Source organism: Spirillospora sp. NPDC048819 (assembly GCF_040650055.1).
Classification (GTDB): domain Bacteria; phylum Actinomycetota; class Actinomycetes; order Streptosporangiales; family Streptosporangiaceae; genus Spirillospora.
The window spans coordinates 15,022-37,028 of sequence record NZ_JBEZGN010000046.1; the positions used below are offsets into that span (position 1 = coordinate 15,022).

Here is a 22,007-nt window from a genome sequence, read left to right on the forward strand (position 1 = left end):
ACATCAGCCTATCCCAGCGATCGAAGAATCCATCAACAGGTCTCTTGATGGATTGTTGAACAATCTCTACGCTGACGGAAAGCCGAACGCCCAGAAGGGTCACCTCCATGACGGACCGGACCACCCTGGCAGAGACCCCGGCCCCCACCGCACGCTCACGTCGCGGCGCGCTCCTCGGCGCCATGTTCCTGATGGCCACCAGCGCCATCGGCCCCGGCTTCATCACCCAGACCACCGTGTTCACCGCCAAGCTCGGCGCCGCCTTCGCGTTCGCGATCGTCGTGTCGGTGCTGGTGGACATCGCGATCCAGCTCAACGTGTGGCGCATCGTCGGCGTCTCCGGCATGCGCGCCCAGGAACTCGGCAACCGCGTCCTGCCCGGCGCCGGTTACGGCCTCGCCGCGCTGGACGTCTTCGGCGGCCTGGTGTTCAACATCGGCAACATCGCCGGCACGGCCCTCGGGCTGAACGCGCTGCTCGGCCTGGACGTCAAGATCGGCGGCGGGATCTCCGCCCTCGTCGCCATCGGGATCTTCCTGATCCGGCGCGCCGGGGTCGCGATGGACCGCATCGTGATCGTGCTCGGCGGCGTCATGATCCTGCTGACGCTGTACGTGGCGTTCGTGTCCGACCCGCCGCTCGGCGAGGCGCTCAGGCAGAGCGTGGCCCCCGAGACGGTCGACTTCCTCGTGATCACCACCCTGATCGGCGGGACGGTCGGCGGCTACATCACCTACGCGGGCGCGCACCGCATGATCGAGTCCGGCGTGACCGGCAGCGAGAACGTCAAGGAGATCAACCGGAGCGCCGTCACCGGCATCCTCGTGACCGGCGTGATGCGGGTGCTGCTGTTCCTCGCCGTCCTCGGCGTCGTCGCCGGCGGCGTGACCCTCGCCAAGGAGAACGCCCCGGCCTCCGCCTTCGAGCACGCGGCCGGCGAGACCGGACTGCGGCTCTTCGGACTGATCATGTGGTCGGCCGCGATCACCTCGGTGATCGGCGCGTCCTACACCTCGGTGTCGTTCCTGGTCTCGTTCTCCTCCTTCGTCGAACGGCACCGCAACCGCCTGGTCGTGGCGTTCATCCTGGTCTCCGCCTCGATCTACCTCGTGATCGGGACGGCCCCCGCCAAGCTGCTCATCCTCGCGGGCGCGCTGAACGGGCTCATCCTGCCGTTCGGCCTCGCCGTGCTCCTGTGGGCGGCGGGCCGCCGCCGCGACCTGCTCGGCGGCTATCGGTACCCGGTCTGGCTGCTCGTCCTCGGCGCGGCCGCCTGGCTGCTCTCCCTCTACCTGGGCTGGAACTCCCTGTCCGGCCTGAACGATCTCTGGGGGTGAGGGCCGGGTGCGAAATCCGGGTCGTGCGGCGGGAACCATGAAGCGGGGCCCGGACGTTCTCGGCACAGGTCCCCTGGCGACTGTCCAGGATCTGGGCCGTCCGGGTCATGCGGCGCCCGGCGTGGGGGTGTCGGGCGCCGCGGACCCGGACTCGCCGAAGCCCGCCGACCGGGCCCCGCCCACGGTGGACGGCCGCGCCGAGGCGCCCTCTTCGACCGGCCCCGGCCCGCTCAGGCCCGGCGGCACCGGGCCCGCACGCGGTACCCGGCCCCCGCGACGACCGGAGCCGGGCCGTCCTCGCCGATCACCCGCTGATCGTCCCGGACGGCGGCTCCGCTTTCAGCCGCCACCCGCGCCGGACCATCGAGAGGAGAGAGCATGACCGCACCGATCGACCCGGGCGCGCTGTCGCCGGACCAGGCCAGAGCGCTGTTCCGCGCCGGTCTCCGCGTCCCCACCTCCGGCTGGTGCGCGGGCTGGACGCAGGCGAACCTCATCGCCGTGCCCCGCGAGCAGGCGTACGACCTCCTCCTGTTCGCGCAGCGCAACCCCAAGCCGTGCCCGGTCCTGGACGTCACCGAACCCGGTGAGGTGTCCACGGCCCTGTTCGCCGGCGACCTGCGCACCGACCTGCCCGGCTACGTCGTCTACGAGCGCGGCGAACCCGTCGCCGAGGTGGCCGACGTGACCGACTTCTGGCGGGACGACCTGGTCTCGTTCCTCATCGGGTGCAGCTTCACCTTCGAGGACGCCCTCCGCGACGCCGGCGTCCCCGTCCGGCACATCGAGCAGAACAGCAACGTCCCGATGTACCGGACGAACCGGATGTGCCGCCGCGCCGGGGAGTTCGGCGGCCCCCTCGTCGTCTCGATGCGTCCGGTCCCCGCCGCGCAGGTGGCCGACGCCGTCCGGGTGACGTCCCGGTACCCGTCCGTCCACGGCGCCCCCGTCCACATCGGCGACCCGGTCGATCTCGGCATCGACGACCTCGCCTCGCCCGACTTCGGCGACCCCGTCGAGGTCCGGGTCGACGAGATCCCGGTGTTCTGGGCCTGCGGCGTGACTCCGCAGGCGGCCGTGATGGCGTCCCGTCCCAAGCTGGCCATCGGGCACGCCCCCGGCCACATGGCGATCACCGACGCCCGCGACACCAGGTATCTCGTTCCCTGACACGGCATAGGCTGCGTTCATGGCCGAGACCGTCGCCCCGGGTGATCTGCTGGGGGAGCGCTACCGTCTGGAGCGCCCGCTCGGTGCCGGCGGCATGGCGACCGTCTGGCGTGCGGTCGATCTCGTCCTCGACCGCGCCGTCGCGGTCAAGGTCCCCAAGGCCGGCTGGCCCGAGGAGTCCACGCGGCGGCTGCGCCAGGAGGCGAAGGCCGCCGCGGGCCTCACGCACCCCAGCATCACCGGCGTCTACGACTACGGCGAACATCGCCCCGGGGGGTCTGGGGGGTCGTCCCCCCAGAGGCGATACGAACAGGTTCCGTACGTGGTCATGGAGCTGCTGGACGGCGAGACCCTGTCGGCGCGCCTGTCCCGGGGCCGGCTGCCCTGGCGTGAGGCGGCCGGGATCTGCGCCCGCGTCGCCGACGCCCTGGCCGCCGCCCACGCCGCCGGGATCGTCCACCGCGACATCAAGCCCGCGAATGTCTTCCTGACCCGGGTCGGCGTGAAGGTCCTCGACTTCGGCATCGCCTTCACCGGCCCGTCCGCACCCGGTGGTCCTCTCCTCGGGACCCCCGCCTATGTCGCCCCCGAGCTGCCGTCGGGCACGCCCCCGACATCGGCGGCCGACATGTTCTCCCTCGGCGTCGTCCTCCAGGAGTGCCTGGACGGCGACGCTCCCGACGTGGTCACCGCCCTCTGCCACCGGTGTCTGGACGGGGAACCGGACGCCCGTCCCACCGCTTCCGAGGCGGCGCGGGTTCTGGCCGACGCGGCCGGCGTCCAGCTCGCCTCGTTCCCGGCGCCGCAGCCCGCCGGGACTCCGGACGGCCGCCGGCCGCCCGACCCGCCGCGAGAGCCGACACGCGTCCTGGACGACCCCGTCCCGCCCGGTCCGGCCTCGCCGCGCAGGCCTCTGATCATCGCCGGGGCGGCGGTCGGCGCCGTCGCGCTGGCGGCGGTGCTGCTGGCGGCGCTGTCCCCGGACTCGTCCCGGCGGGCGAGCGCGCCGCCGACGGCGGGCTCGCCGGAGACGGAGACCGGGCCGGCGGCGTGCTCGGTGTCCTACCGGGTCGACGGGACGTGGCCGCAGGGGTTCCAGGCCACGGTGCGGATCACGAACCTCGGCGACGGGGAGATCGACGGCTGGCGGCTGGGATTCGAGCTGCCGGACGGCCAGGCGATCACGCAGCTCTGGAACGGCAGCCAGGTCCAGGACGGCTCGTCGGTCACGGTGACGGCGGCCGACTGGAACCGGTCGATCCCGCCGGACGGGACGGCCGAGTTCGGGTTCATCGGACGGCAGGACGGCGGTGGTGGCCGCCCGTCCCGGTTCACCCTCAACGGCGGGGAGTGCCGCACCTGACCCACCGGGTCAATGGGAGCGCTCCCAGAGTATCGTCGCAGGTCAGAATGTCCGGGATCGAATTGATGCGGCACCGCCTATTGTGCCGCGGCCGATCGAAGGCTTAGCATCCGGGCAATCGAAGCGCTTCGACAGTCGGCTCGATCCCCACCCCCGGAGGAGACCATGATCAAGGCAGGCAGGAGCGCGGCGGTGCTCGCCGCCCTTGCCGCGGCCGCCCTGTCGCTGACCGCGTGCGGCGGCGACGACGGCGGCTCCGGCGGCAAGGAGTTGAAGCTTTGGCATTACGAGGCCCCCGACAGCGCCATGGGCAAGGCGTGGGCCGAGGCCGTCAAGGAGTTCGAGGCCACCCATCCCGGCGTGACGGTGAAGTTCGAGGAGAAGGGCTTCGAGCAGATCCAGAAGACCGCGCCGATGGTCCTGAACTCCAAGGACGCCCCCGATGTCATGGAGTACAACAAGGGCAACGCGACCGCCGGCCTGCTGTCCAAGCAGGGACTCCTCACCGACCTCACCGCCGAGGTCGAAAAGCGCGGCTGGGGCAAGCTGATCAGCCCGAACGTCCAGGTCACCGCCAAGTACGACGCGAAGGGCACGATGGGCGGCGACAAGTGGTTCGGCGTCCCCAACTACGCCGAATATCTGCAGGTCTACTACAACAAGGACCTGTTCGAGAAGCACGACGTCGAGATCCCGACGACGTTCGACGAGCTGATCGCCGCGATGGACGCGTTCGTCGCGAAGGACGTCACGCCGTTCACCAACGCGGGCGCCGAGTACATGGCGCACCAGTTCGTCTACCAGCTCGCCCTCGACAAGGCCGACCAGAGCTGGGTGGACGCCTTCCAGCGCTACACCGCCAAGGCGGACTTCAACGACGCCGCCTGGACCCACGGGGCGACCACGTTCGCCGACTGGGTGAAGAAGGGGTACATCGCCAAGAACTCCGTCAGCCTCAAGGCCGAGGACGCGGGCGTCGCCTTCATGAAGGGCGAGTTCCCGATGATGTTCTCCGGAAGCTGGTGGTTCGGGCGCGTGGCCGCCGAGGCGAAGTTCGACTGGGAGACCGCGGTGTGGCCCGGAGCCAAGATGACGCTCGGCTCGGGCGGCAACCTGTGGGTCGTCCCGCAGGGGTCGGAGAACAAGGAGCTCGCCTACGACTTCATCGACATCACGATGAAGAAGAAGATCCAGAACACCCTCGGCAACGCGGGCGGCATCCCGGTCGCGGCTGACCCGTCCGCGATCACCGAGCCGAAGGCCGAGAAGCTGATCGGCGACTTCGACTCGCTGGCGAAGTCCGGCGGGCTCGCGTACTACCCGGACTGGCCGGTCGCCGGCTTCTACGACGTCCTGGTGTCGCAGACGCAGAAGCTCATGAACGGCACCGCCCCGGGTGAGGTGCTCGACGGCATCCAGAAGTCCTACGACAGCGGCCTGCCGAAGTGACGACGCAGGGCCGCGGCCGGTCGCGGGAGCAGTGGGCGTACGTGCCCTATCTGCTCCCCGGCCTGCTCCTGTTCACCGCCGTCATCGGTGTGCCGTTCCTGATGAACGTCGGGACGAGCTTCACCGAATGGACGGGCGTGGGCACCCCCGAGTGGGTCGGGCTCGACAACTACCGGGAACTGGCCGGAGACGAGCAGTTCTGGGCGTCGTTCGGGCACAACGCCCTGATCATCGTCGGGATGGCGATCCTCCCGACGATGATCGGGCTGGTGCTGGCCTCGGTGCTGACCGACCTGATCGGCCGGCACTTCGGGGCGCGGACCGCGAGCTTCCTGCGCGCCTGCATCTACCTGCCGCAGGTGCTGCCGATCGTCATCGCTGGCGTGGTGTGGAGCTGGCTGCTGGCCCCGGAGGGCGGCGCGGTCAACGCGCTGCTGGACGCCGTCGGCCTCGGGTCGCTCGCGCACGACTGGCTCGGCGACCCGGCCACGGCCCTGTGGAGCGTCATCGCGGTGATGGTCTGGATCCAGATCGGCTTCCCGCTGGTGATCTTCATGTCGGGGCTGCAGCGGGTCGACCCGTCGCTGTACGAGGCGGCGGAGATCGACGGCGCCTCCTGGATGCGGCGGTTCTGGCACATCACGGTCCCGCAGATCCGCCCGGAGATCTTCGTGGTGCTGCTCTGGACGACGATCGCCGCGCTGAAGGCGTTCGCGCAGATCTTCGTGCTGACGAAGGGCGGCCCGGGCGGGGCGACGAACGTGCCGGCGTACTACTCGTGGGTCCACTTCTTCGAGAAGTCCGACGTCGGCTACGGCTCGGCGATCGCGACGGTGCTGACGCTCGTCATCATCGCGCTGACCGTCGTCTTCCTGCGCATGCAGGGACGTGAGCTGGAGGAGGCTCGATGACCGCAGCGAAGCGAGGATCGTCGGGCCTCCCGGCCCGGGGGTCTGGGGGTCGCCCCCCAGAAGGCAGGGCCCGATGACCGCGACGTTGGCGAAGGTGGCCGGGACGCCGCCGCGCGAGCGGTCCGGCGGCCCGCGGCGGCGCCGCCGGGGACCGTCCGCCTACGCGGTGCTGGTGGCGTTGGCCGCGTTCGCCGGCGTGATGCTGATCCCGTTCGTCGTGGTGGTCTTCAACGCGCTGAAGACGCCGCAGGAGTACTCCTCGAAGGGGCCGCTGGCGCCGCCGGACGGGTTCAACCTGGACGCCGTCCGCGCGTTCTGGGAGCGCACCGACTTCGGGAACGTCCTGGTGAACAGCGTGTTCATCAGCGGTTCCGTCGCCGTCCTCGCCGTGCTGCTGTCGGTGCTGAACGCCTATGCGCTCGGCATCGGCCAGATCAAGGGGCGGATGTGGGTGCTCGTCCTGCTGCTGATGGCGAACACGGTGCCGCAGGAGGCGCTGGTCTACCCGCTGTACTACCTGTCCAAGCAGGTCGGCCTGTACGACACGAGGATCAGCGTGATCATCGTGTTCACGGTCATCCAGAGTGCGTTCGGGACGTACCTGCTGGCGTCGGTGCTGTCGGCGTTCCCGCGTCCGCTGCTGGAGGCGGCGCGGATCGACGGCGCGGGCCGGTGGCAGGTGCTGTGGCGGGTGATCGTGCCGGTCGTGCGGCCGACGCTGTCGGTGCTGATGGTGTTCTTCTTCGTGTGGACCTGGAACGAGTTCCTGATCCCCATGGTCTTCCTGATCTCCAACGAGAACCAGACGGTCTCGGTCGCGCTCGGCGTGCTGCAAGGCCAGCGGCTCATGGACGCCACGATGTCCAGCGCCGCGTCGCTGCTCGGCCTTCTCCCGACCGTCGTCTTCTTCCTCATCTTCCAGCGCACTCTGTCGCGCGGACTGACCGCGGGGGCCATTAAATAATGAAGTTCAGTGACGGCTACTGGATGATGCGCGACGGCGTGCACGCGTCTCATCCGGTGGAGGTCCTCGATGTCGACACCGGGCCGAACTCGTTCACGGTGTACGCGCCGGTCCAGCGGATCCGGCACCGCGGCGATCTGCTCAAGGGGCCGGTGGTGACGCTGACGTGCGAGTCGCCGATGCCGGACGTCGTCGGCGTCACCCTCACCCATTTCGCGGGGGAGCGGCGGCGCGGCCCGGATTTCGAACTCGCGGCCGACCCCGCCGGCGACGTGGCGGTGGACGGCGACGCGGCGACGCTGACGTCCGGCGCCCTTTCGGTGCGGGTCAGGCGCGGAGAGGAATGGGGCGTCGACTTCTTGGTGGACGGGCGGCGCCTCACCGGCAGCGCGCCAAAGGCGCAGGCCGTCATCGACACCGACGACGGACGCCACTACGTGCGGGAACAACTCGATCTGGCCGTCGACGACTTCGTCTATGGGCTCGGTGAACGGTTCGGGCCGCTGGTGAAGAACGGCCAGTCCGTGGACGTGTGGAACGCCGACGGCGGGACGGCCAGCGAGCAGGCGTACAAGAACGTGCCGTTCTTCCTGACGAACGCGGGCTACGGCGTTTTCGTCGACCATCCGGGCCGCGTGTCCTTCGAGGTGGCCTCGGAGGCCGTCGCCCGGACGCAGTTCAGCGTCGAGGGCCAGTCGATGCGGTATTTCGTCATCTACGGGCCGACGCCGAAGGAGATCCTGCGCAAGTACACCGCGCTCACGGGACGGCCTGCCCGGCTCCCCGAATGGTCGTACGGGCTGTGGCTGTCCACGTCGTTCACCACGTCCTATGACGAGGAGACCGTCACGTCGTTCATCGACGGGATGGCCTCGCGCGACCTGCCGCTCAGCGTCTTCCATTTCGACTGCTTCTGGATGCGCGAGTTCCAGTGGTGCGACTTCGAATGGGACCCGCGGGTGTTCCCCGACCCGGCGGGGATGCTGCGCCGGCTCCGCGAGCGAGGCCTGCGGATCTGCGTCTGGATCAACCCGTACATCGGGCAGCGCTCACCGCTGTTCGAGGAGGGACGTTCGCGCGGCTACCTGCTGAAACGCCCGAACGGGGACGTGTGGCAGTGGGACAAGTGGCAGCCCGGCCTGGCCGTGGTCGACTTCACCAACCCCGAGGCCAGGGAATGGTACGCCGGCAAACTCGACGCGCTGATCGACATGGGCGTTGACTCGTTCAAGACGGACTTCGGCGAGCGCATTCCCACCGATGTCGTCTACCACGACGGGTCCGATCCGGAACGGGCGCACAACTACTACACCCACCTCTTCAACCAGACCGTGTTCGACCTGCTCCGCAAGAGGCGCGGCGAGGGTGAGGCGGTGGTGTTCGCCCGTTCCGCCACGGCCGGCACGCAGCGCTTTCCGCTGCACTGGGGCGGCGACGCCGAATCGACGTTCGAGGCCATGGGGGAGAGCCTTCGCGGCGGCCTGTCCCTGGGCATGTCGGGCTTCGGCTACTGGAGCCACGACATCGGCGGTTTCGAGGGGACGCCCGATCCGGCGCTGTTCAAACGGTGGATCGCGTTCGGGCTGCTGTCCTCGCACAGCCGCCTGCACGGAAGCCACTCCTACCGGGTGCCGTGGCTGTTCGACGAGGAGTCGGTGGACGTCCTGCGGGACTTCACCCGGCTGAAGATGCGGCTCATGCCCTATCTCTCCGGCGCCGCCCGCCAGGCGCACGGGGAAGGGCTGCCGATGATGCGGGCCATGGTCGTCGAATTCCCCGGCGACCCCGCCTGCACCCACCTGGAACGCCAGTACATGCTCGGCGACGACCTGCTCGTCGCGCCGGTCTTCTCGTCCGATGGTGAAGTCTCCTATTACGTGCCCGAGGGCGTGTGGACCCACTACCTCACGGGCGAACGCGTCGAAGGCGGCCGCTGGGTGCGGGAAAAGCACGGCTTCGGCAGCGTGCCGCTGCTCGTCCGTCCGGGGGCCGTCATCCCGGAGGGCGCCGTGGAGGACCGTCCCGACTACGACCACGCCGACGGCGTCACGTTGCGCGTCTACGAGCCGTCCGATGGAGCCACCGTCACCACACAGATCGGCGACGCCCTGTTCACCACGGCGAGAAACGGTGAAAACCTGCGCGTGACAGGCGGCGGAGCCTGGAACGTTCTCCTCGTCAACGTGCGTGCGGCCGCGGTGGAGGGCGGCGAGCCTTCCGAACATCCGCAAGGCGTTCTGATCAGGGCGGCCGGCGGCGAACTGGTCATCACTCTGGAAAAGGAGAACTGATGGGCTTCCCGGAAGGGTTCCTGTGGGGAGCGGCCACCGCCGCCTACCAGATCGAGGGAGCGGCCCAGGAGGACGGCCGCGCACCCTCCATCTGGGACACCTTCAGCCACACGCCCGGCAAGGTGCTCAACGGCGAAACCGGCGACGTCGCCACCGACCACTACCACCGCCGGGAAGAGGACGTCGCGACGATGGCCGAACTGGGCCTCGACGCCTACCGGTTCTCCATCTCCTGGTCACGCGTCCTGCCCGACGGGACGCCCAACCAGAAGGGCATCGACTTCTACTCCCGGCTGGTCGACGAACTCCTCGAACACGGCATCGCCCCGGTCGCCACCCTCTACCACTGGGACCTCCCGCAGGACCTGGAGGACGCGGGCGGCTGGCCCGCGCGCGACACGGCTCGCCGGTTCGCCGACTACGCCGAACGGATCGGACGCGTCCTCGGCGACCGCGTCCACACGTGGACGACGCTGAACGAGCCGTGGTGCTCGGCGTTCCTCGGCTACGCGTCCGGCGTCCACGCCCCGGGCCGCACCGACCCGGTGGACGCGCTCGCCGCCGCCCACCACCTCAACCTCGCACACGGCCTGGCCGTGCGGGCGCTGCGCGGCGTGGCCACCCCGTCCGCGCGCCACTCGGTCACCCTCAACATCCACCATCTGCGCGGCGACGCGGAGGCCGTCCGGCAGGTGGACGCCGTCTCCAACCGCGTGTTCCTCGACCCGATGCTCGGCAACGGCTACCCCGCCGACCTCCTGGACGACACGGCGTCCCTCACCGACTGGGGTTTCCTGCGCGACGGCGACACCGAGATCATCGCCGCCCCCATCGACGTCCTCGGCGTCAACTACTACTCGCCCACGCTCGTCCGGGAGTGGGACGGCGTCTCCCCGCGCGAGCACGCGGACGGCCACCGGCAGGGCGCGGCGTCGCCGTTCGTCGGCTGCGACGCCGTCGAGTTCGCCGGACAGCCCGGCCCCCACACGGCGATGAACTGGCCGATCGACGCGACCGGCATGGAGGAACTGCTCCTGCGGCTGCACCGCGACTACCCGCACACACCGATGATGGTCACCGAGAACGGCGCCGCGTTCGACGACGTGGTGGACGTCGCGCCGGACGGGACGGCCCACGTCCGCGACGACCGCCGCGTCACCTATCTGCGCGACCACATCGCCGCCGTGCAACGAGCCTGCGAAGCGGGCGCCGACGTCCGCGGCTACTTCGCCTGGTCGCTGCTGGACAACTTCGAATGGGCCTACGGCTACTCCAGGCGGTTCGGCCTCGTCCACGTCGACTACGCCACCGGCGAACGCACCTGGAAGGACAGCGCCCACTGGTATCGCGACGCCATCGCCCGCGCGAGCCCATGAACCCGCGCGAGCCCATGAACGCCGGGCGCGCGCGGGTGGCCGTCCTCGCGCTGTCCCTCGCCGCGTTCTGCTTCGTCACGACGGAGAGCCTGCCGATCGGGCTGCTCCGCCTCATCGCGGACGACCTGGACGTCTCGCCGTCGGCCGTCGGCCTGCTCGTCACCGGCTACGCGGCGGTGGTCGCGGTCGTCTGCGTCCCGCTCGTCCGGGTCACGGCCCGGGTGGGACGGCGGCGGCTGCTCACCGCCGTCATGCTCGTCTTCGTCGCGATGTCGTTCGCCGCGGCGGCGTCCCCCGGCTACGGCGCGCTGCTGGGCTCGCGGCTGGTCACCGCGCTCGCCCAGGCGGTGTTCTGGCCGGTCGCCGCGGTGGCGGCGGCCGCGCTGTTCCCGCCCGCGCGGCGGGGGAGGGCGGCGGCCTACGTGTTCGCCGGCGGATCCCTCGCCGTCGTCATCGGCATCCCCCTCGGCACCTGGCTCGGCCGCGCCGCCGGCTGGCGCGCCTCCTTCGCCGCGCTCGGCGTCCTGTGCCTGGTCTCGCTCGCGGCCGTCGCCGTCCTGCTGCCCGGCGGGAACGCGGGCGGCGCGGCGGGCGTCGCCGCGGCCCGGCCGGACCGGCGGCGGTTCCGGCTGCTGATGGCCACCGTCGTGCTGGCCATCGGAGGCGTGTTCGCCTGCTACACCTACATCACCGAGTTCCTGACCGGCGTCAGCGGCTTCCCCGGCTCGGCGATCAGCCCGCTGCTGCTGGCGAACGGCGCCGCCGACATCTGCGGCCTCACCATCGCCGGCATCGTGGTGGACCGCGGCCCGCGCGCCCTGCTGGCCGCGTCCACCGCCGTGCTCACGATCGCGATGCTGGGCCTGTTCACGTTCGGCGCCGCGGCGGTACCGGCGGTGGCCGGGCTCGTCCTGCTCGGCCTCGGGCTGCCGGCCTTCGTGACGGCCATGCAGGCCAGGGTGCTGCAGTCGGCGCCGGGCGACACCGACGTGGCCTCGGCGTGGGCGGCGTCCGCGTTCAACGTCGGCATCGGGGGCGGCGCCCTGTTCGGCGGGGCGCTGCTGCCGTTCACCGGCGTGCGCGGCACGGCCCTCGCGGGCGCGCTCGCCGCCGGGGCGGCGCTCGCCGTGATCGCCGCGGAACTCCCGGTCCGGCGGGGGGCGGTCCGCGCGCGGGCTCCGACCGGCCCCGGCACGGCTAGCATCGATCGCACTCCCCAACGCTTCGAGGACGACGGGACGGTCCGTGGTCAAGATCACTGATGTGGCGCGGCACGCCGGAGTGTCGCCGAGCACGGTCTCCTACGTGCTGAGCGGCAAGCGCTCGATCTCCGAGGAGACCCGCCACCGCGTCCGGGAGAGCATCCGCGAGCTCGGCTACCGGCCGCACGCGGGCGCCCGCGCGCTCGCCAGCAGCCGGTCCAACGTGCTCGCGCTGATGATCCCGCTGCGCTCGGGCATCGCGGTGCCCGTCGTCATGCAGTTCGCCGTGTCGGTGGTGACCGCCGCCCGCCGGCACGACCACGACGTCCTGCTGCTCACCCAGGAGGAGGGCGAGGACGGCCTGCGCCGCGTCGCCGACAGCGCGCTCGTGGACGCGCTGATCGTGATGGACGTGCAGATGAAGGACCCGCGCCTGCCGCTGCTGCGCTCCCTGGACCGGCCGAGCGTGCTCATCGGCTTCCCCGCCGACGCCGACGACCTGACCTGCATCGACCTCGACTTCCACGCCGCCGGCGCCGTCTGCGTCGAGCATCTGGCCGAGCTCGGGCACCGGGAGATCGCGATGATCGGCTCGCCGCCCGAGGTGTACGCCCGGCAGACGGGCTTCGCGCAGCGGGTCGCGGACGGCTTCACCGGTGCGGTGCGGGCGGGCGGCCTGACCGGGGACGTCCTGCCGTGCGAGGCCACGGCGGACGCGGCCCGCGCACTGGTGGGGCGGCTCCTCGCCGAGCGTCCCGGCCTCACCGGCGTCCTGGTCCACAACGAGCCGATCGTGGGCACGGTGGTGCGGGCGCTGCGCGCCGCCGGACGCCGCGTCCCGGAGGACGTGTCGGTCGTCGCGATGTGCCCGGACGAGATGGCCGAGCATGCCGAGCCGCCGCTGTCGTCGGTCGCGATCCCCGCCGACGAGGTGGGGGGACGCGCCGTGGACCTGCTGATGTCCAAGCTCGACGGGGTCGCGGTCCCGGCCGCGACCCTGCTCCCGCCGACCCTGACCCGGCGCGCCAGCACCGCGCCCGCCGCCGGCTGACCCGACACGACAAGGAGGTACGGACAGGGCCCCGCACGGCCCATTTGTCGAAGCGCTTCGATAACCACTGCTCGGGGGCCAGTCCAGAGGAGTACCGATGCTCAGACACCATCGAACCCCCCGTCCCCCCGGCCGGCGCAGCCGGTCCCTGACCCTCGTCCTGGCCGCCGCGCTGGTGGCCCCCATCGCGTGGACGGCCCCCGCCGCCGCCCGCGAGACCCTCCCGTTCCGCGACCCGGGCCTGTCCGTCCAGGCCAGGGTCGACGACCTGCTCGGGCGGCTCACCCTCGACGAGAAGATCTCCCTGCTCCACCAGTACCAGCCGGCGATCCCGCGGCTCGGCATCGACAGGTTCAAGACCGGCACGGAGGCCCTGCACGGGGTCGCGTGGTCCACCGACGTCCACGACGGCGGCGCCGTCGTGACCGCCGAGGGCACCGTGTTCCCGCAGTCGGTCGGGCTCGGCGCGACCTGGGACCCGGAGCTGCTCAAGAAGATCGGCTCGGCGGTCGGCACCGAGGCCCGCGGCTACCACAGCGAGAACCCCGACGTCTGGGGTCTGCAACTGTGGGCGCCCGTCGTCAACCTGCTGCGCGACCCGCGCTGGGGCCGCAACGAGGAGGGCTACTCCGAGGACCCGCTGCTCACCGGCCTCCTCGCCACCGCCTACGGCCGCGGCATGCAGGGCGACGACCCCCGCCACCTCAAGGCGGCCCCCGTCCTGAAGCACTACATGGCCAACAACAACGAGATCCGCCGCGACCGGACGTCCTCCAGCCTGCGGCCCCGCGTGAGCAAGGAGTACGACGAGGTCCCGTTCCGGATCCCGATCACCCGGGACGCCGCCACCGGCGTCATGACCGCCTACAACCTGATCAACGGCCGTCCCGCGACCGTCACGCCCGACGCCGGCGGCCTCATCCGCTCCTGGACGGACCGGACGCTGTTCAACGTCACCGACGCCGGCGGGCCCAACAACCTCGTCGGCTCGCAGCAGTACTTCCCCGACCTCGCCACCGCCGACGCGGCCACCCTCAAGGCCGGCGTGGACAGCTTCACCACCGACAACACCGACTCGTCCATCACGATCAACGCGGTCAAGGAGGCGCTGTCGCGCGGGCTGCTCGCCGAAGCCGACATCGACCGGGCCGTCGGCCACATCCTCAGCATCCGGGTGCGGCTCGGCGAGTTCGACCCGGGCGGCGGCCCCTACGGGAAGATCACCAAGGAGGTCGTGGACAGCCCCGCCCACCGCGCCCTGGCCCGCAAGGCCGCGGCGGAGCAGATGGTGCTGCTGAAGAACAAGGGCGGAACGCTGCCGATCACGTCCGGGAAGGTCGCCGTCGTCGGCCAGCTCTCCGACACCCTCTACACCGACTGGTACTCGGGTGACCTCCCGTACCGGGTCACCCCGCTGGACGGCATCGAGAACAAGGTCGGCGCGGGCAACGTCACGTCCAGCGAAGGCGTCGACCGGATCGCGCTCAAGGACGTCGAGACCGGTGAGTACATCGCCGGCGGAACCGGCGCCGGCGCCGTCCTCAAGACCGGCCCCACCACGCCCGCCGACGCGACGACGCATTTCGACGTGTTCGACTGGGGCCAGGGCATCGTGACCCTGCGCAGCGCCGCCAACGGCAAGGTCGTCGGCCGCCACAACTGGGGCGACACGTTCGCCAACGACCAGGACCAGCCGAACGACTGGTTCGTCCAGCAGATGTTCGAGCTGGAGAAGCAGGACGGCGGCGAGTACCTGATTCGCTACGCCGGTTACGAAAAGGCCTATGACTGGGCCGACCCGTCCAAGACCTACGTGAAGGCGAACGACGACGGCACTCTCGTCCTCACCACCAAGGACGACGCGGGCCGGTTCGCCAAGGACGTCGTCACCAGCGGCATCGAATCGGCGGTCAAGGCGGCGACCGGCGCCGAGACCGCCGTCGTCGTGGTCGGGAGCATGCCGTTCATCAACGGCCGCGAAGACCACGACCGCACCACGATGGCGCTCGCCGAAGGCCAGTCGGAACTCATCAAGGCCGTGCGCGAGGCCAACCCGAACACGGTCGTCGTGGTGGAGAACAGCTATCCGACGACGCTCAACTGGGAGCAGGAGAACGTCCCGGCGATCCTGTGGACGAGCCACGCCGGCGCCGAAACGGGCAATGCCCTGGCGTCGATCCTCTTCGGCGACGAAAGCCCGTCCGGGAAACTCCCGCAAACCTGGTACCGCTCCGAGAACGACCTGCCCGACATCCTCGAATACGACATCATCAAGACCGACCGCACTTACCAGTATTTCAACGGCAAGCCGCTCTACCCGTTCGGCTACGGCCTGTCCTACACCACGTTCCGCTACGGCGAGCCGCGCCTCAGCAGCCGTTCCGTCAGCGGCGACGGAACGGTCACCGTCACGATCCCGGTCACCAACACGGGCGCGAAGGCCGGCGACGAGGTCGTCCAGCTCTACACGCACCAGCGGAAGTCCCGCGTGAAGCAGCCGGTGAAGAAGCTGCGCGCCTTCGACAAGGTCCACGTCGAGCCCGGTAGGACGGTCACGGCGACATTCCGGCTGCGCGCCTCCGACCTCGCGATCTGGGACGTCACCCGCAACAAGTGGACGGTCGAGAGGTCGAAGCACGACCTGCTGATCGGCTCCTCGTCCGCCGACATCCGGCAGCGCGCCCACCTCAACGTGCGCGGCGAGACGATCCCCGACCGGGACCTGTCCGAGACGACCCGCGCCGCCGACTTCGACGACCACAACGGCATCGAACTGGTCGACGAGTCGAAGGCCAAGGGCGATGCCGTCGCCGGCGCCGCGAACTCCTGGCTGAAGTTCGCCGACGCCGACCTCGGCCGGTCCACCGGCAAGATCACGGCACGTGTCGCGGGCACGAGCACCACCACGATCCAGGTCCGCCTGGACGGCCCGGACGGTCCCGTCGCGGGAACCCTCGACGTCCCGTCCACCGGAGACAAGTACACCTACAAGGAGATCACCGCACCGCTCACCGGTGCCCGCGGAGACCACGACGTCTACCTGGTGTTCACCGGCGAAACCCGCCTGAGCACCTTCTCCCTCACCCCCTGAAACCCGGCCCGCCCCGGCCCGGCCGGGGCGGGCCGAACCCGCTGCAAAGGACGCCATCCATGCGTGCCAGAAGCAGAATCGCCGCCATCGCCGCGACCCTCACCACCGCCGCCCTCATCTGTGTCCCGGCCCCCGCCGGCCCGGCCCAAGCCGAAACCCACGACGTCGATTACGACCGGTATTCACTCATCGTGGACGGAGAACGCGTCCTGCTGTGGTCGGGTGAATTCCACTACTTCCGGCTCCCCAGCCCCGCCCTGTGGCGGGACGTCCTGGAGAAGATGAAAGCCGCGGGCTTCAACGGCGTGTCGCTCTACTTCAACTGGGGCTACCATTCGCCGGCTCCCGGCGAGTACGACTTCACCGGGGTCAGGGACGTCGACCGGCTCCTGCGCCTCACCGAGGAACTCGGCCTCTACGTCGTCGCGCGCCCCGGACCGTACATCAACGCCGAGACCACCGGCGGGGGATTTCCCGCCTGGCTGAAGACCGTCCCCGGACGCGCCCGATCCAGCGACCCGAACTACACCCGCGCCTACCGCGAATGGCTCGCGCACATCGACCCCATCATCGCCCGCCACCAGATCACGCGCGGCGGATCGGTCATCGCCTACAACGCCGAGAACGAATACGCCGCGAACACCGACGCCGCCTACATGGAGGACATCCAGCGCCAGGCCCGCGCACACGGCATCGACGTCCCCATCACCCACAACCAATGCTGCGACGCCTCCTGGACGCCCACCTGGGCGTCCGGCCAAGGGGCCGTGCAGATCCCGGGGGTGGACGACTATCCGCAGTCGTTCGAATGCCGCGAGCCCGACATCTGGGGGACCTGGGGCGAGGGCATAACCGAGCGGCTCAGCCCCGGCTCCCCGGTCTATGCCGCGGAATACCAGGCCGGCGCCATCGACGTGAACCGCGCGGGCTACGACAAATGCCGTGAACTCACCGGACCCGAGTTCACCTAATCCTCCGGAGGATTCCCGACCTTCAGGCCGGGGAGGATCCGGACTCCGTCAGGACCGGCCCGGCGCAGCCGGGACGGTCCCGGAACCGAACCCGAACCCTGTGGCAACCGAGAGTCCCCGTGCGTGCACAATCGGTGTGTAAAGTAGCGGTCATGCGGACGGCGTACAAATGCCGGGCCTACCCCGACCCCGAACAGGCGGCCACCTTCGGCCGCACGTTCGGCTGCGTCCGCCTGGTCTGGAACAAAACCCTCGCCGAACGCCACCGCGCCTGGCACACCGACCGCAAGCACACCTCCTACCGGGAGACCGACGCCGCGCTGACCGCCTGGAAGAAGACCCAAGACCTGGCGTTCCTGAACGAGGTCTCCTCGGTCCCGCTGCAACAGGCCCTGCGGCACCAGCACACCGCGTTCGCCCACTTCTTCGCCGGACGCGCCCGCTACCCGCGCTACAAGACCCGCACCTGCCGCCAGTCCGCGCACTACACCCGCTCGGCGTTCCGCATGAAAGACGGCCGGCTGTGGATGGCCAAGACCCGCGCGCCGCTGGCGCTGGTCTGGTCTTTCCCGGACGTGGACCTGGCCGTGCTGAACCCGACCATGGTGGTGATCTCGCGGGACCCCGACGGCCGCTGGTACGTCACCTTCGCCGTCGACACCGACACCGACACCGATGAGCCCGCACCGCTGCAGGCCGCCGGGCAGCAGATCGGCATCGACCTGGGCGTGAAGGACTTCGCGGTGACCAGTGACGGGGGCCGCATCGCCAATCCCCGGCATCTGGAGCGCAAGGCCCGCAACCTGGCCCGGTACCAGCGGCGCATGGCCCGCTGCCAGCGGGGCAGCCGCAACCGCCGCAAGGCCAAGACCAAGGTCGCCGGGGCCCACCGCAAGGTCCGCAACGCCCGCACCGATTTCCTGCACCGCACCAGCACCGGCATCGTCCGGGGCGCGGACGTGATCGTGGTCGAGGACCTCGCGGTCGCCAACATGGTGCGCAACCGCAGGCTGGCCCGCGCGATCTCCGACTGCGGGTGGGGCGAGTTCCGCCGCATGCTGGAGTACAAGGCCGAACGCGCCGGACGCACCCTGATCGTGATCGACCGGTGGTACCCCTCGTCCAAGACCTGCTCGCACTGCGGGCACCTGCTCGCGGAGTTGAGCTTGTCGACCCGGCACTGGACGTGCCCGGGCTGCCGCACCCGGCACGACCGGGACATCAACGCGGCCAAGAACATCCTTGCGGCTGGTCGAGCCGTAGCCCGGGGCGACCCCGGCGAGGTCTGTGGAGCTGATGTCAGACGGCAAGGGCCCTCCCTTCCGCAATCGGCCGTGAAGCAGAAACACCCACGGCGCGAGCCGTAGGAAGCCTCTCCTTCAGGGAGAGGAGGAAGTCAAGAAGGTCTACTACAAGTCCCTCCCCACCCCGACGCCCGACGGAATCCTCGATCCCATGACCACAACACCCTGTCCCTCGCCCTGATCATCGAAGACGATGCCAGACCGGGCGCCGTCTCCCTGGCCGCCGGAAACGTCCGGGGAGGAATCCCGATGACTCCGTGACAGCCGGCGGATCACGTCGGGCGCACGTGGGGCGGGAGCTTCCCAGGACGGCGCAGGTGGTGGCTGACGTCGCCGACCAGGTCCAGGGTGATGCGGCGTTCGGTGAAGCGCCAGCGGCCGTCCCGGCGCTCGAAGGCGTCGTCGTAGGTGCCGCAGGCGATGGGTTGCAGCGGGAGGGCCGGTAGGGCCTGCAAGACGGTGTAGTACGCCGTTGAGCGGGCCGTGCCGGTCTCCTCGTCCACCTCGACGGCGAGGTTGGTGGTCACGTGCTTGGTGCGCAGGGTGCCGTCGTCGTGCACGATCACCGTCTTCTCGAACATGGCGGCGATCGCGTCGCCGCCGCGCAGGGAGCCGCCGCTGCCGGTGAACACGGCGTCGGCGAACAGGTCGCGGATTCCCGCGAAGTCCGCGCCGTCCACGCATTCGGCGTAGCGGAAGACGAGGTTCGCGATGGCCTGGTGGCTCGGCTGGCCGGCGGGAGTGGGCATGGTCGCCTCCGGTTCGGGCTGGCCGTCCGATCATCGCCGCCGCGCGGCGCGGCGCCGCCCTCGATCCCGTTGAGCAGGACGGCCGGGCCCGGCACGGCCTCCCGATAGCACATTCTCTGGTCATTCGGCGGCAATGTGCATTGCACGATTGGGCAGACTTGATTTAAGTGTTAACGGGTGGCCAGGTTGGGACGGAAGACGGTCTTGTTTGTGGGAGTTTGTGGCGCCTAATGTCTGGATGCGGCGGGGCGTCCACCACAAATCGACGTCCTCGCCGGCCATTGCCGCAGATCGCGGCGGGCAATCCAGGGAGGAAGACATGCACATGTCGCGCGCCCGTTTCCGGTGGGCCGCCGCGGTGGCCGGAATGGCGGTCCTCGCGCACGCCGCGCCGGCGCTGGCGGAGGAACCGGTCGGCGCCTACCTGCTGATGGTGGCGCCGCAGGAGGGCCCCGTCACCGCGCGGACCCTGTGGTGCGAGCCGGACGGAGGGACGCTCCGCGCCGCGTCACAGGCCTGTGACCAGCTCGAACTCGCCGACGGCCGAGTGGCTCGGATCCCCGTGCGGGAGGGGCCGTGCACGCTGGAGTACGCGCCCGTCCGGGTGAGCGCCGACGGCACCTGGCGCGGCGAACCGCGCCATTTCGCTCGGACCTATCCGAACCGGTGCGCCGCCATGCGTGACACCGGCGGAATCCTCTTCGGCGGATAACCCACGGACCGCGGGCCGCCGGGATGGGAAGCGGGGTGCCGTCCGGCGGCCCGCATGAAAAGGAGGGCGAAATGCTCGCTTTCACCGGGCCGGATGTTCTGGTCACCTACGAGCGTTCCGGAGGATTCGCCGGAATTCGGGAACGGGTGACCGTCGATGCCGCGGGAACGGCCGTCGTCAATGGCGCGAGGCTCACGCTCGGGGACGACGAAATGCGCGGCCTGCGCGACGCGCTGGGCCGTGTCGTCACCACGAGGTCTTCGGCGGCGGGATGCGACGTCGCCGACCACTTCACCTACACGCTCACCTACCGCGGGCACCGGACGACGCGGTGCCGGATCCCGTGCGACTGGCGCGCGGCGGTCGAGCGGCTGGAGGCGCTGACCGGCCGCCCGGAGGCGCCGGCCAGGCGGTGACCGATTGAGCCGCGGCGTGCCGTCCTCGTCCGCCGACCATGGAGGACGGCACGCCGCATGTCACCGGGCCTGGGCGCGGACGTGCAGGTCCCGCATCGTGGACTCCAGGGCGGCGACCGGGCCGTCCACCCGGATCCCCGGCACGACCTGCTGGATCGGCAACGGCGCGACCGGCCCCGGCGGGACGCCGAGTTCGGTGCGCCACGCGTTCAGCTGCGCGGACGAAAGGATGTAGACGATGCGGCCGAGCTCGACCCAGCCGTGCGCGGCCGAGCACATCGGGCAGTGCTCGCCGGACGTGAACACCGTGGCGGCGCGGCGCTCGTCCACGGTGAGGTTGCGGGCCGCCCAGCGGGCGATCTCGAACTCGGGGTGGCGCGTCTCGTCGCCGTCGGCGGTGCGGTTGCGGTCCTCGAACAGGACCTCGCCTGACGCGGAGACCAGCACCGACCCGAACGGATCGTCGGCCGACTCCAGCGCCTCGGCCGCGAGTTCGACGCAGCGGTTCAAGTGGACGAGTTCGGCGGCGGTCGGTTCATAACCCATCGAACGATCATAAAGGTGCCGGTGAGGGCCCCGCTGGAGGGACACCGCTGCCGCGGCGCCGGTCCCTCACCGGCACGCCCCTGCGCACCCCTCAGGCTGAATCGCGGATGACCAGGTGAGGTCGCAGGATGACGACCGGGTCCTCGATCGGCTCGCCGCGGATGCGGGAGACCAGGAGGCGGGCCATCTCCAGGCCCATCTCCTCCGGCGACTGGTGGACGGTGCTGAGCGGCGGGTCGGCGAGGGGAGCGGCGGCGGAGTCGTCGAAGCCGATCACCGCGACGTCTTCGGGGATGTGCCGGCCGTGCCGGTGCAGGACGCGCAGCGCGCCGAGCGCCATCGGGTCGTCGGCGGCGAACACCGCGTCCAGGGCCGGCTCGGCGGCCAGCAGCCTCTCCGCCGCGGCGATGCCGCTGGCCTCGCCGAAGTCGCCGTACTCGACGTACTCGGGCAGGCCGGCGGCGACGAGGGCCTCCCGGTAGCCGGCCAGCCGGTCGATGCCCACCCCCATGTCCTGGGGGCCGGCGATCGTGGCGATCCGCCGCCGGCCACCGGAGATCAGGTGGCCGACGGCCTCGCGGGCGCCGCTGCGGTTGTCGACGTCGACGTAGCTGACCGGCGACAGGCCCGGCGGGCGGCCGCCGAGGACGGTCGGGACGCCGTTGGCCTCCAGCTTGGCGGGCAGCGGGTCCTCGGCGTGCAGGGAGGTGAGGAGCACCCCGTCCACGTGCTGGGTGGTGAGGTACTCCTCCAGCCTCCCGTACTCGGCGGGGGAGCGGGCCAGGGCGAGCAGGAGCTGCAGCCCGGTGTCGCCGAGGCCGTTGCTGATCCCCCGGATGATCCCGGCGAAGTACGGCTCGTCGAACAGCCGCTGGTCGGACTCGGCGACGACGAGCGCCACGGTGTCGGTGCGGCGGGTGACGAGGGTGCGGGCCGCGCGGTTCGGCACGTACCCGAGTTCCTCTATCGCCTTCAGCACCGCCTCGCGTGCCTGCGCGCTGACCCGTGGTGATCCGTTGACCACCCGCGATACCGTGCCGCGCCCGACACCGGCCCGCGCTGCGACCGCCTCCAGCGTGGGACGGGTGCTGCTGCCCGTCATCT

18 protein-coding genes and 1 pseudogene are annotated in these 22,007 nt (G+C 70.7%); 16 read left to right on the forward strand and 3 right to left on the reverse strand.

Annotated elements, in window-relative coordinates; translation table 11 throughout:
• The first annotated feature begins 107 nt into the window (after positions 1 to 107).
• From AB0C35_RS39925 to AB0C35_RS39990, 14 genes and pseudogenes are all read left to right on the forward strand, one after another.
• Positions 108 to 1,337 carry an NRAMP family divalent metal transporter gene (locus tag AB0C35_RS39925; protein WP_358467690.1) on the forward strand — a complete coding sequence of 410 codons (1,230 nt, stop codon included), beginning with the start codon at positions 108 to 110 and terminating at the stop codon, positions 1,335 to 1,337.
• 37 nt (positions 1,338 to 1,374) lie between these two features.
• Positions 1,375 to 1,509 (forward strand): annotated as a pseudogene (locus tag AB0C35_RS39930) (allophanate hydrolase subunit 2 family protein); the annotation flags it as partial.
• A gap of 206 nt (positions 1,510 to 1,715) precedes the next feature.
• Positions 1,716 to 2,507 carry a putative hydro-lyase gene (locus AB0C35_RS39935; protein WP_358467693.1) on the forward strand — a complete coding sequence of 264 codons (792 nt, stop codon included), beginning with the start codon at positions 1,716 to 1,718 and terminating at the stop codon, positions 2,505 to 2,507.
• 19 nt (positions 2,508 to 2,526) lie between these two features.
• Positions 2,527 to 3,870 (forward strand): cellulose binding domain-containing protein, encoded by a 1,344-nt coding sequence (locus AB0C35_RS39940; RefSeq protein ID WP_358467696.1) that lies wholly within the window; start codon positions 2,527 to 2,529, stop codon positions 3,868 to 3,870.
• 165 nt (positions 3,871 to 4,035) lie between these two features.
• Entirely contained in the window at positions 4,036 to 5,319 is a 1,284-nt protein-coding gene (locus AB0C35_RS39945) for an extracellular solute-binding protein (protein ID WP_358467699.1), read from the forward strand.
• Entirely contained in the window at positions 5,316 to 6,230 is a 915-nt protein-coding gene (locus AB0C35_RS39950) for a sugar ABC transporter permease (RefSeq protein ID WP_358467701.1), read from the forward strand. The genes AB0C35_RS39945 and AB0C35_RS39950 overlap by 4 nt, the downstream gene beginning before the upstream one ends.
• 73 nt (positions 6,231 to 6,303) lie before the next feature.
• Positions 6,304 to 7,194, forward strand: a complete 891-nt coding sequence (locus AB0C35_RS39955; RefSeq protein ID WP_358467704.1) for a carbohydrate ABC transporter permease — start codon at positions 6,304 to 6,306, stop codon at positions 7,192 to 7,194.
• Positions 7,194 to 9,485, forward strand: a complete 2,292-nt coding sequence (yicI, locus tag AB0C35_RS39960; RefSeq protein ID WP_358467707.1) for an alpha-xylosidase — start codon at positions 7,194 to 7,196, stop codon at positions 9,483 to 9,485. The genes AB0C35_RS39955 and yicI overlap by 1 nt, the downstream gene beginning before the upstream one ends.
• Positions 9,485 to 10,861 (forward strand): GH1 family beta-glucosidase, encoded by a 1,377-nt coding sequence (locus tag AB0C35_RS39965; RefSeq protein WP_358467710.1) that lies wholly within the window; start codon positions 9,485 to 9,487, stop codon positions 10,859 to 10,861. Before yicI ends, AB0C35_RS39965 begins: the two co-directional genes overlap by 1 nt.
• A gap of 14 nt (positions 10,862 to 10,875) precedes the next feature.
• Entirely contained in the window at positions 10,876 to 12,123 is a 1,248-nt protein-coding gene (locus AB0C35_RS39970; RefSeq protein ID WP_358467712.1) for an MFS transporter, read from the forward strand.
• A complete protein-coding gene (locus AB0C35_RS39975; protein ID WP_358467715.1) occupies positions 12,107 to 13,114 on the forward strand; it encodes a LacI family DNA-binding transcriptional regulator in 1,008 nt (335 codons plus the stop codon). Before AB0C35_RS39970 ends, AB0C35_RS39975 begins: the two co-directional genes overlap by 17 nt.
• 97 nt (positions 13,115 to 13,211) lie before the next feature.
• Positions 13,212 to 16,205 carry a glycoside hydrolase family 3 C-terminal domain-containing protein gene (locus AB0C35_RS39980; protein WP_358467718.1) on the forward strand — a complete coding sequence of 998 codons (2,994 nt, stop codon included), beginning with the start codon at positions 13,212 to 13,214 and terminating at the stop codon, positions 16,203 to 16,205.
• 59 nt (positions 16,206 to 16,264) lie between these two features.
• Positions 16,265 to 17,176: a beta-galactosidase gene (locus AB0C35_RS39985; protein WP_358467721.1), complete on the forward strand. Its 912-nt coding sequence runs from the start codon at positions 16,265 to 16,267 to the stop codon at positions 17,174 to 17,176.
• A 152-nt stretch (positions 17,177 to 17,328) separates the two neighbouring features.
• Positions 17,329 to 18,543 (forward strand): RNA-guided endonuclease TnpB family protein, encoded by a 1,215-nt coding sequence (locus AB0C35_RS39990; protein ID WP_358467724.1) that lies wholly within the window; start codon positions 17,329 to 17,331, stop codon positions 18,541 to 18,543.
• A 209-nt stretch (positions 18,544 to 18,752) separates the two neighbouring features.
• Here AB0C35_RS39990 and AB0C35_RS39995 read toward each other — a convergent pair whose 3' ends face one another.
• Positions 18,753 to 19,229: a nuclear transport factor 2 family protein gene (locus tag AB0C35_RS39995; protein ID WP_358467726.1), complete on the reverse strand. Its 477-nt coding sequence runs from the start codon at positions 19,227 to 19,229 to the stop codon at positions 18,753 to 18,755.
• 319 nt (positions 19,230 to 19,548) lie between these two features.
• On the opposite strand from AB0C35_RS39995, the gene AB0C35_RS40000 reads away from it, so the two are divergent.
• Together AB0C35_RS40000 and AB0C35_RS40005 are read left to right on the forward strand one after the other, a co-directional pair.
• Entirely contained in the window at positions 19,549 to 19,941 is a 393-nt protein-coding gene (locus AB0C35_RS40000) for an SSI family serine proteinase inhibitor (protein WP_358467728.1), read from the forward strand.
• Positions 19,942 to 20,012: 71 nt separating this feature from the next.
• Entirely contained in the window at positions 20,013 to 20,357 is a 345-nt protein-coding gene (locus AB0C35_RS40005; protein WP_358467730.1) for a hypothetical protein, read from the forward strand.
• Positions 20,358 to 20,417: 60 nt separating this feature from the next.
• On the opposite strand, the gene AB0C35_RS40010 is transcribed toward AB0C35_RS40005, so the two are convergent.
• Complete coding sequence (locus AB0C35_RS40010; protein ID WP_358467733.1) at positions 20,418 to 20,903, reverse strand: nucleoside deaminase; 486 nt, start codon at positions 20,901 to 20,903, stop codon at positions 20,418 to 20,420.
• A gap of 91 nt (positions 20,904 to 20,994) precedes the next feature.
• The gene (locus AB0C35_RS40015) at positions 20,995 to 22,005 is read right to left on the reverse strand and encodes a LacI family DNA-binding transcriptional regulator (protein WP_358467735.1); all 1,011 of its coding nucleotides are present in this window, start codon (positions 22,003 to 22,005) and stop codon (positions 20,995 to 20,997) included.
• Positions 22,006 to 22,007: the final 2 nt, after the last annotated feature.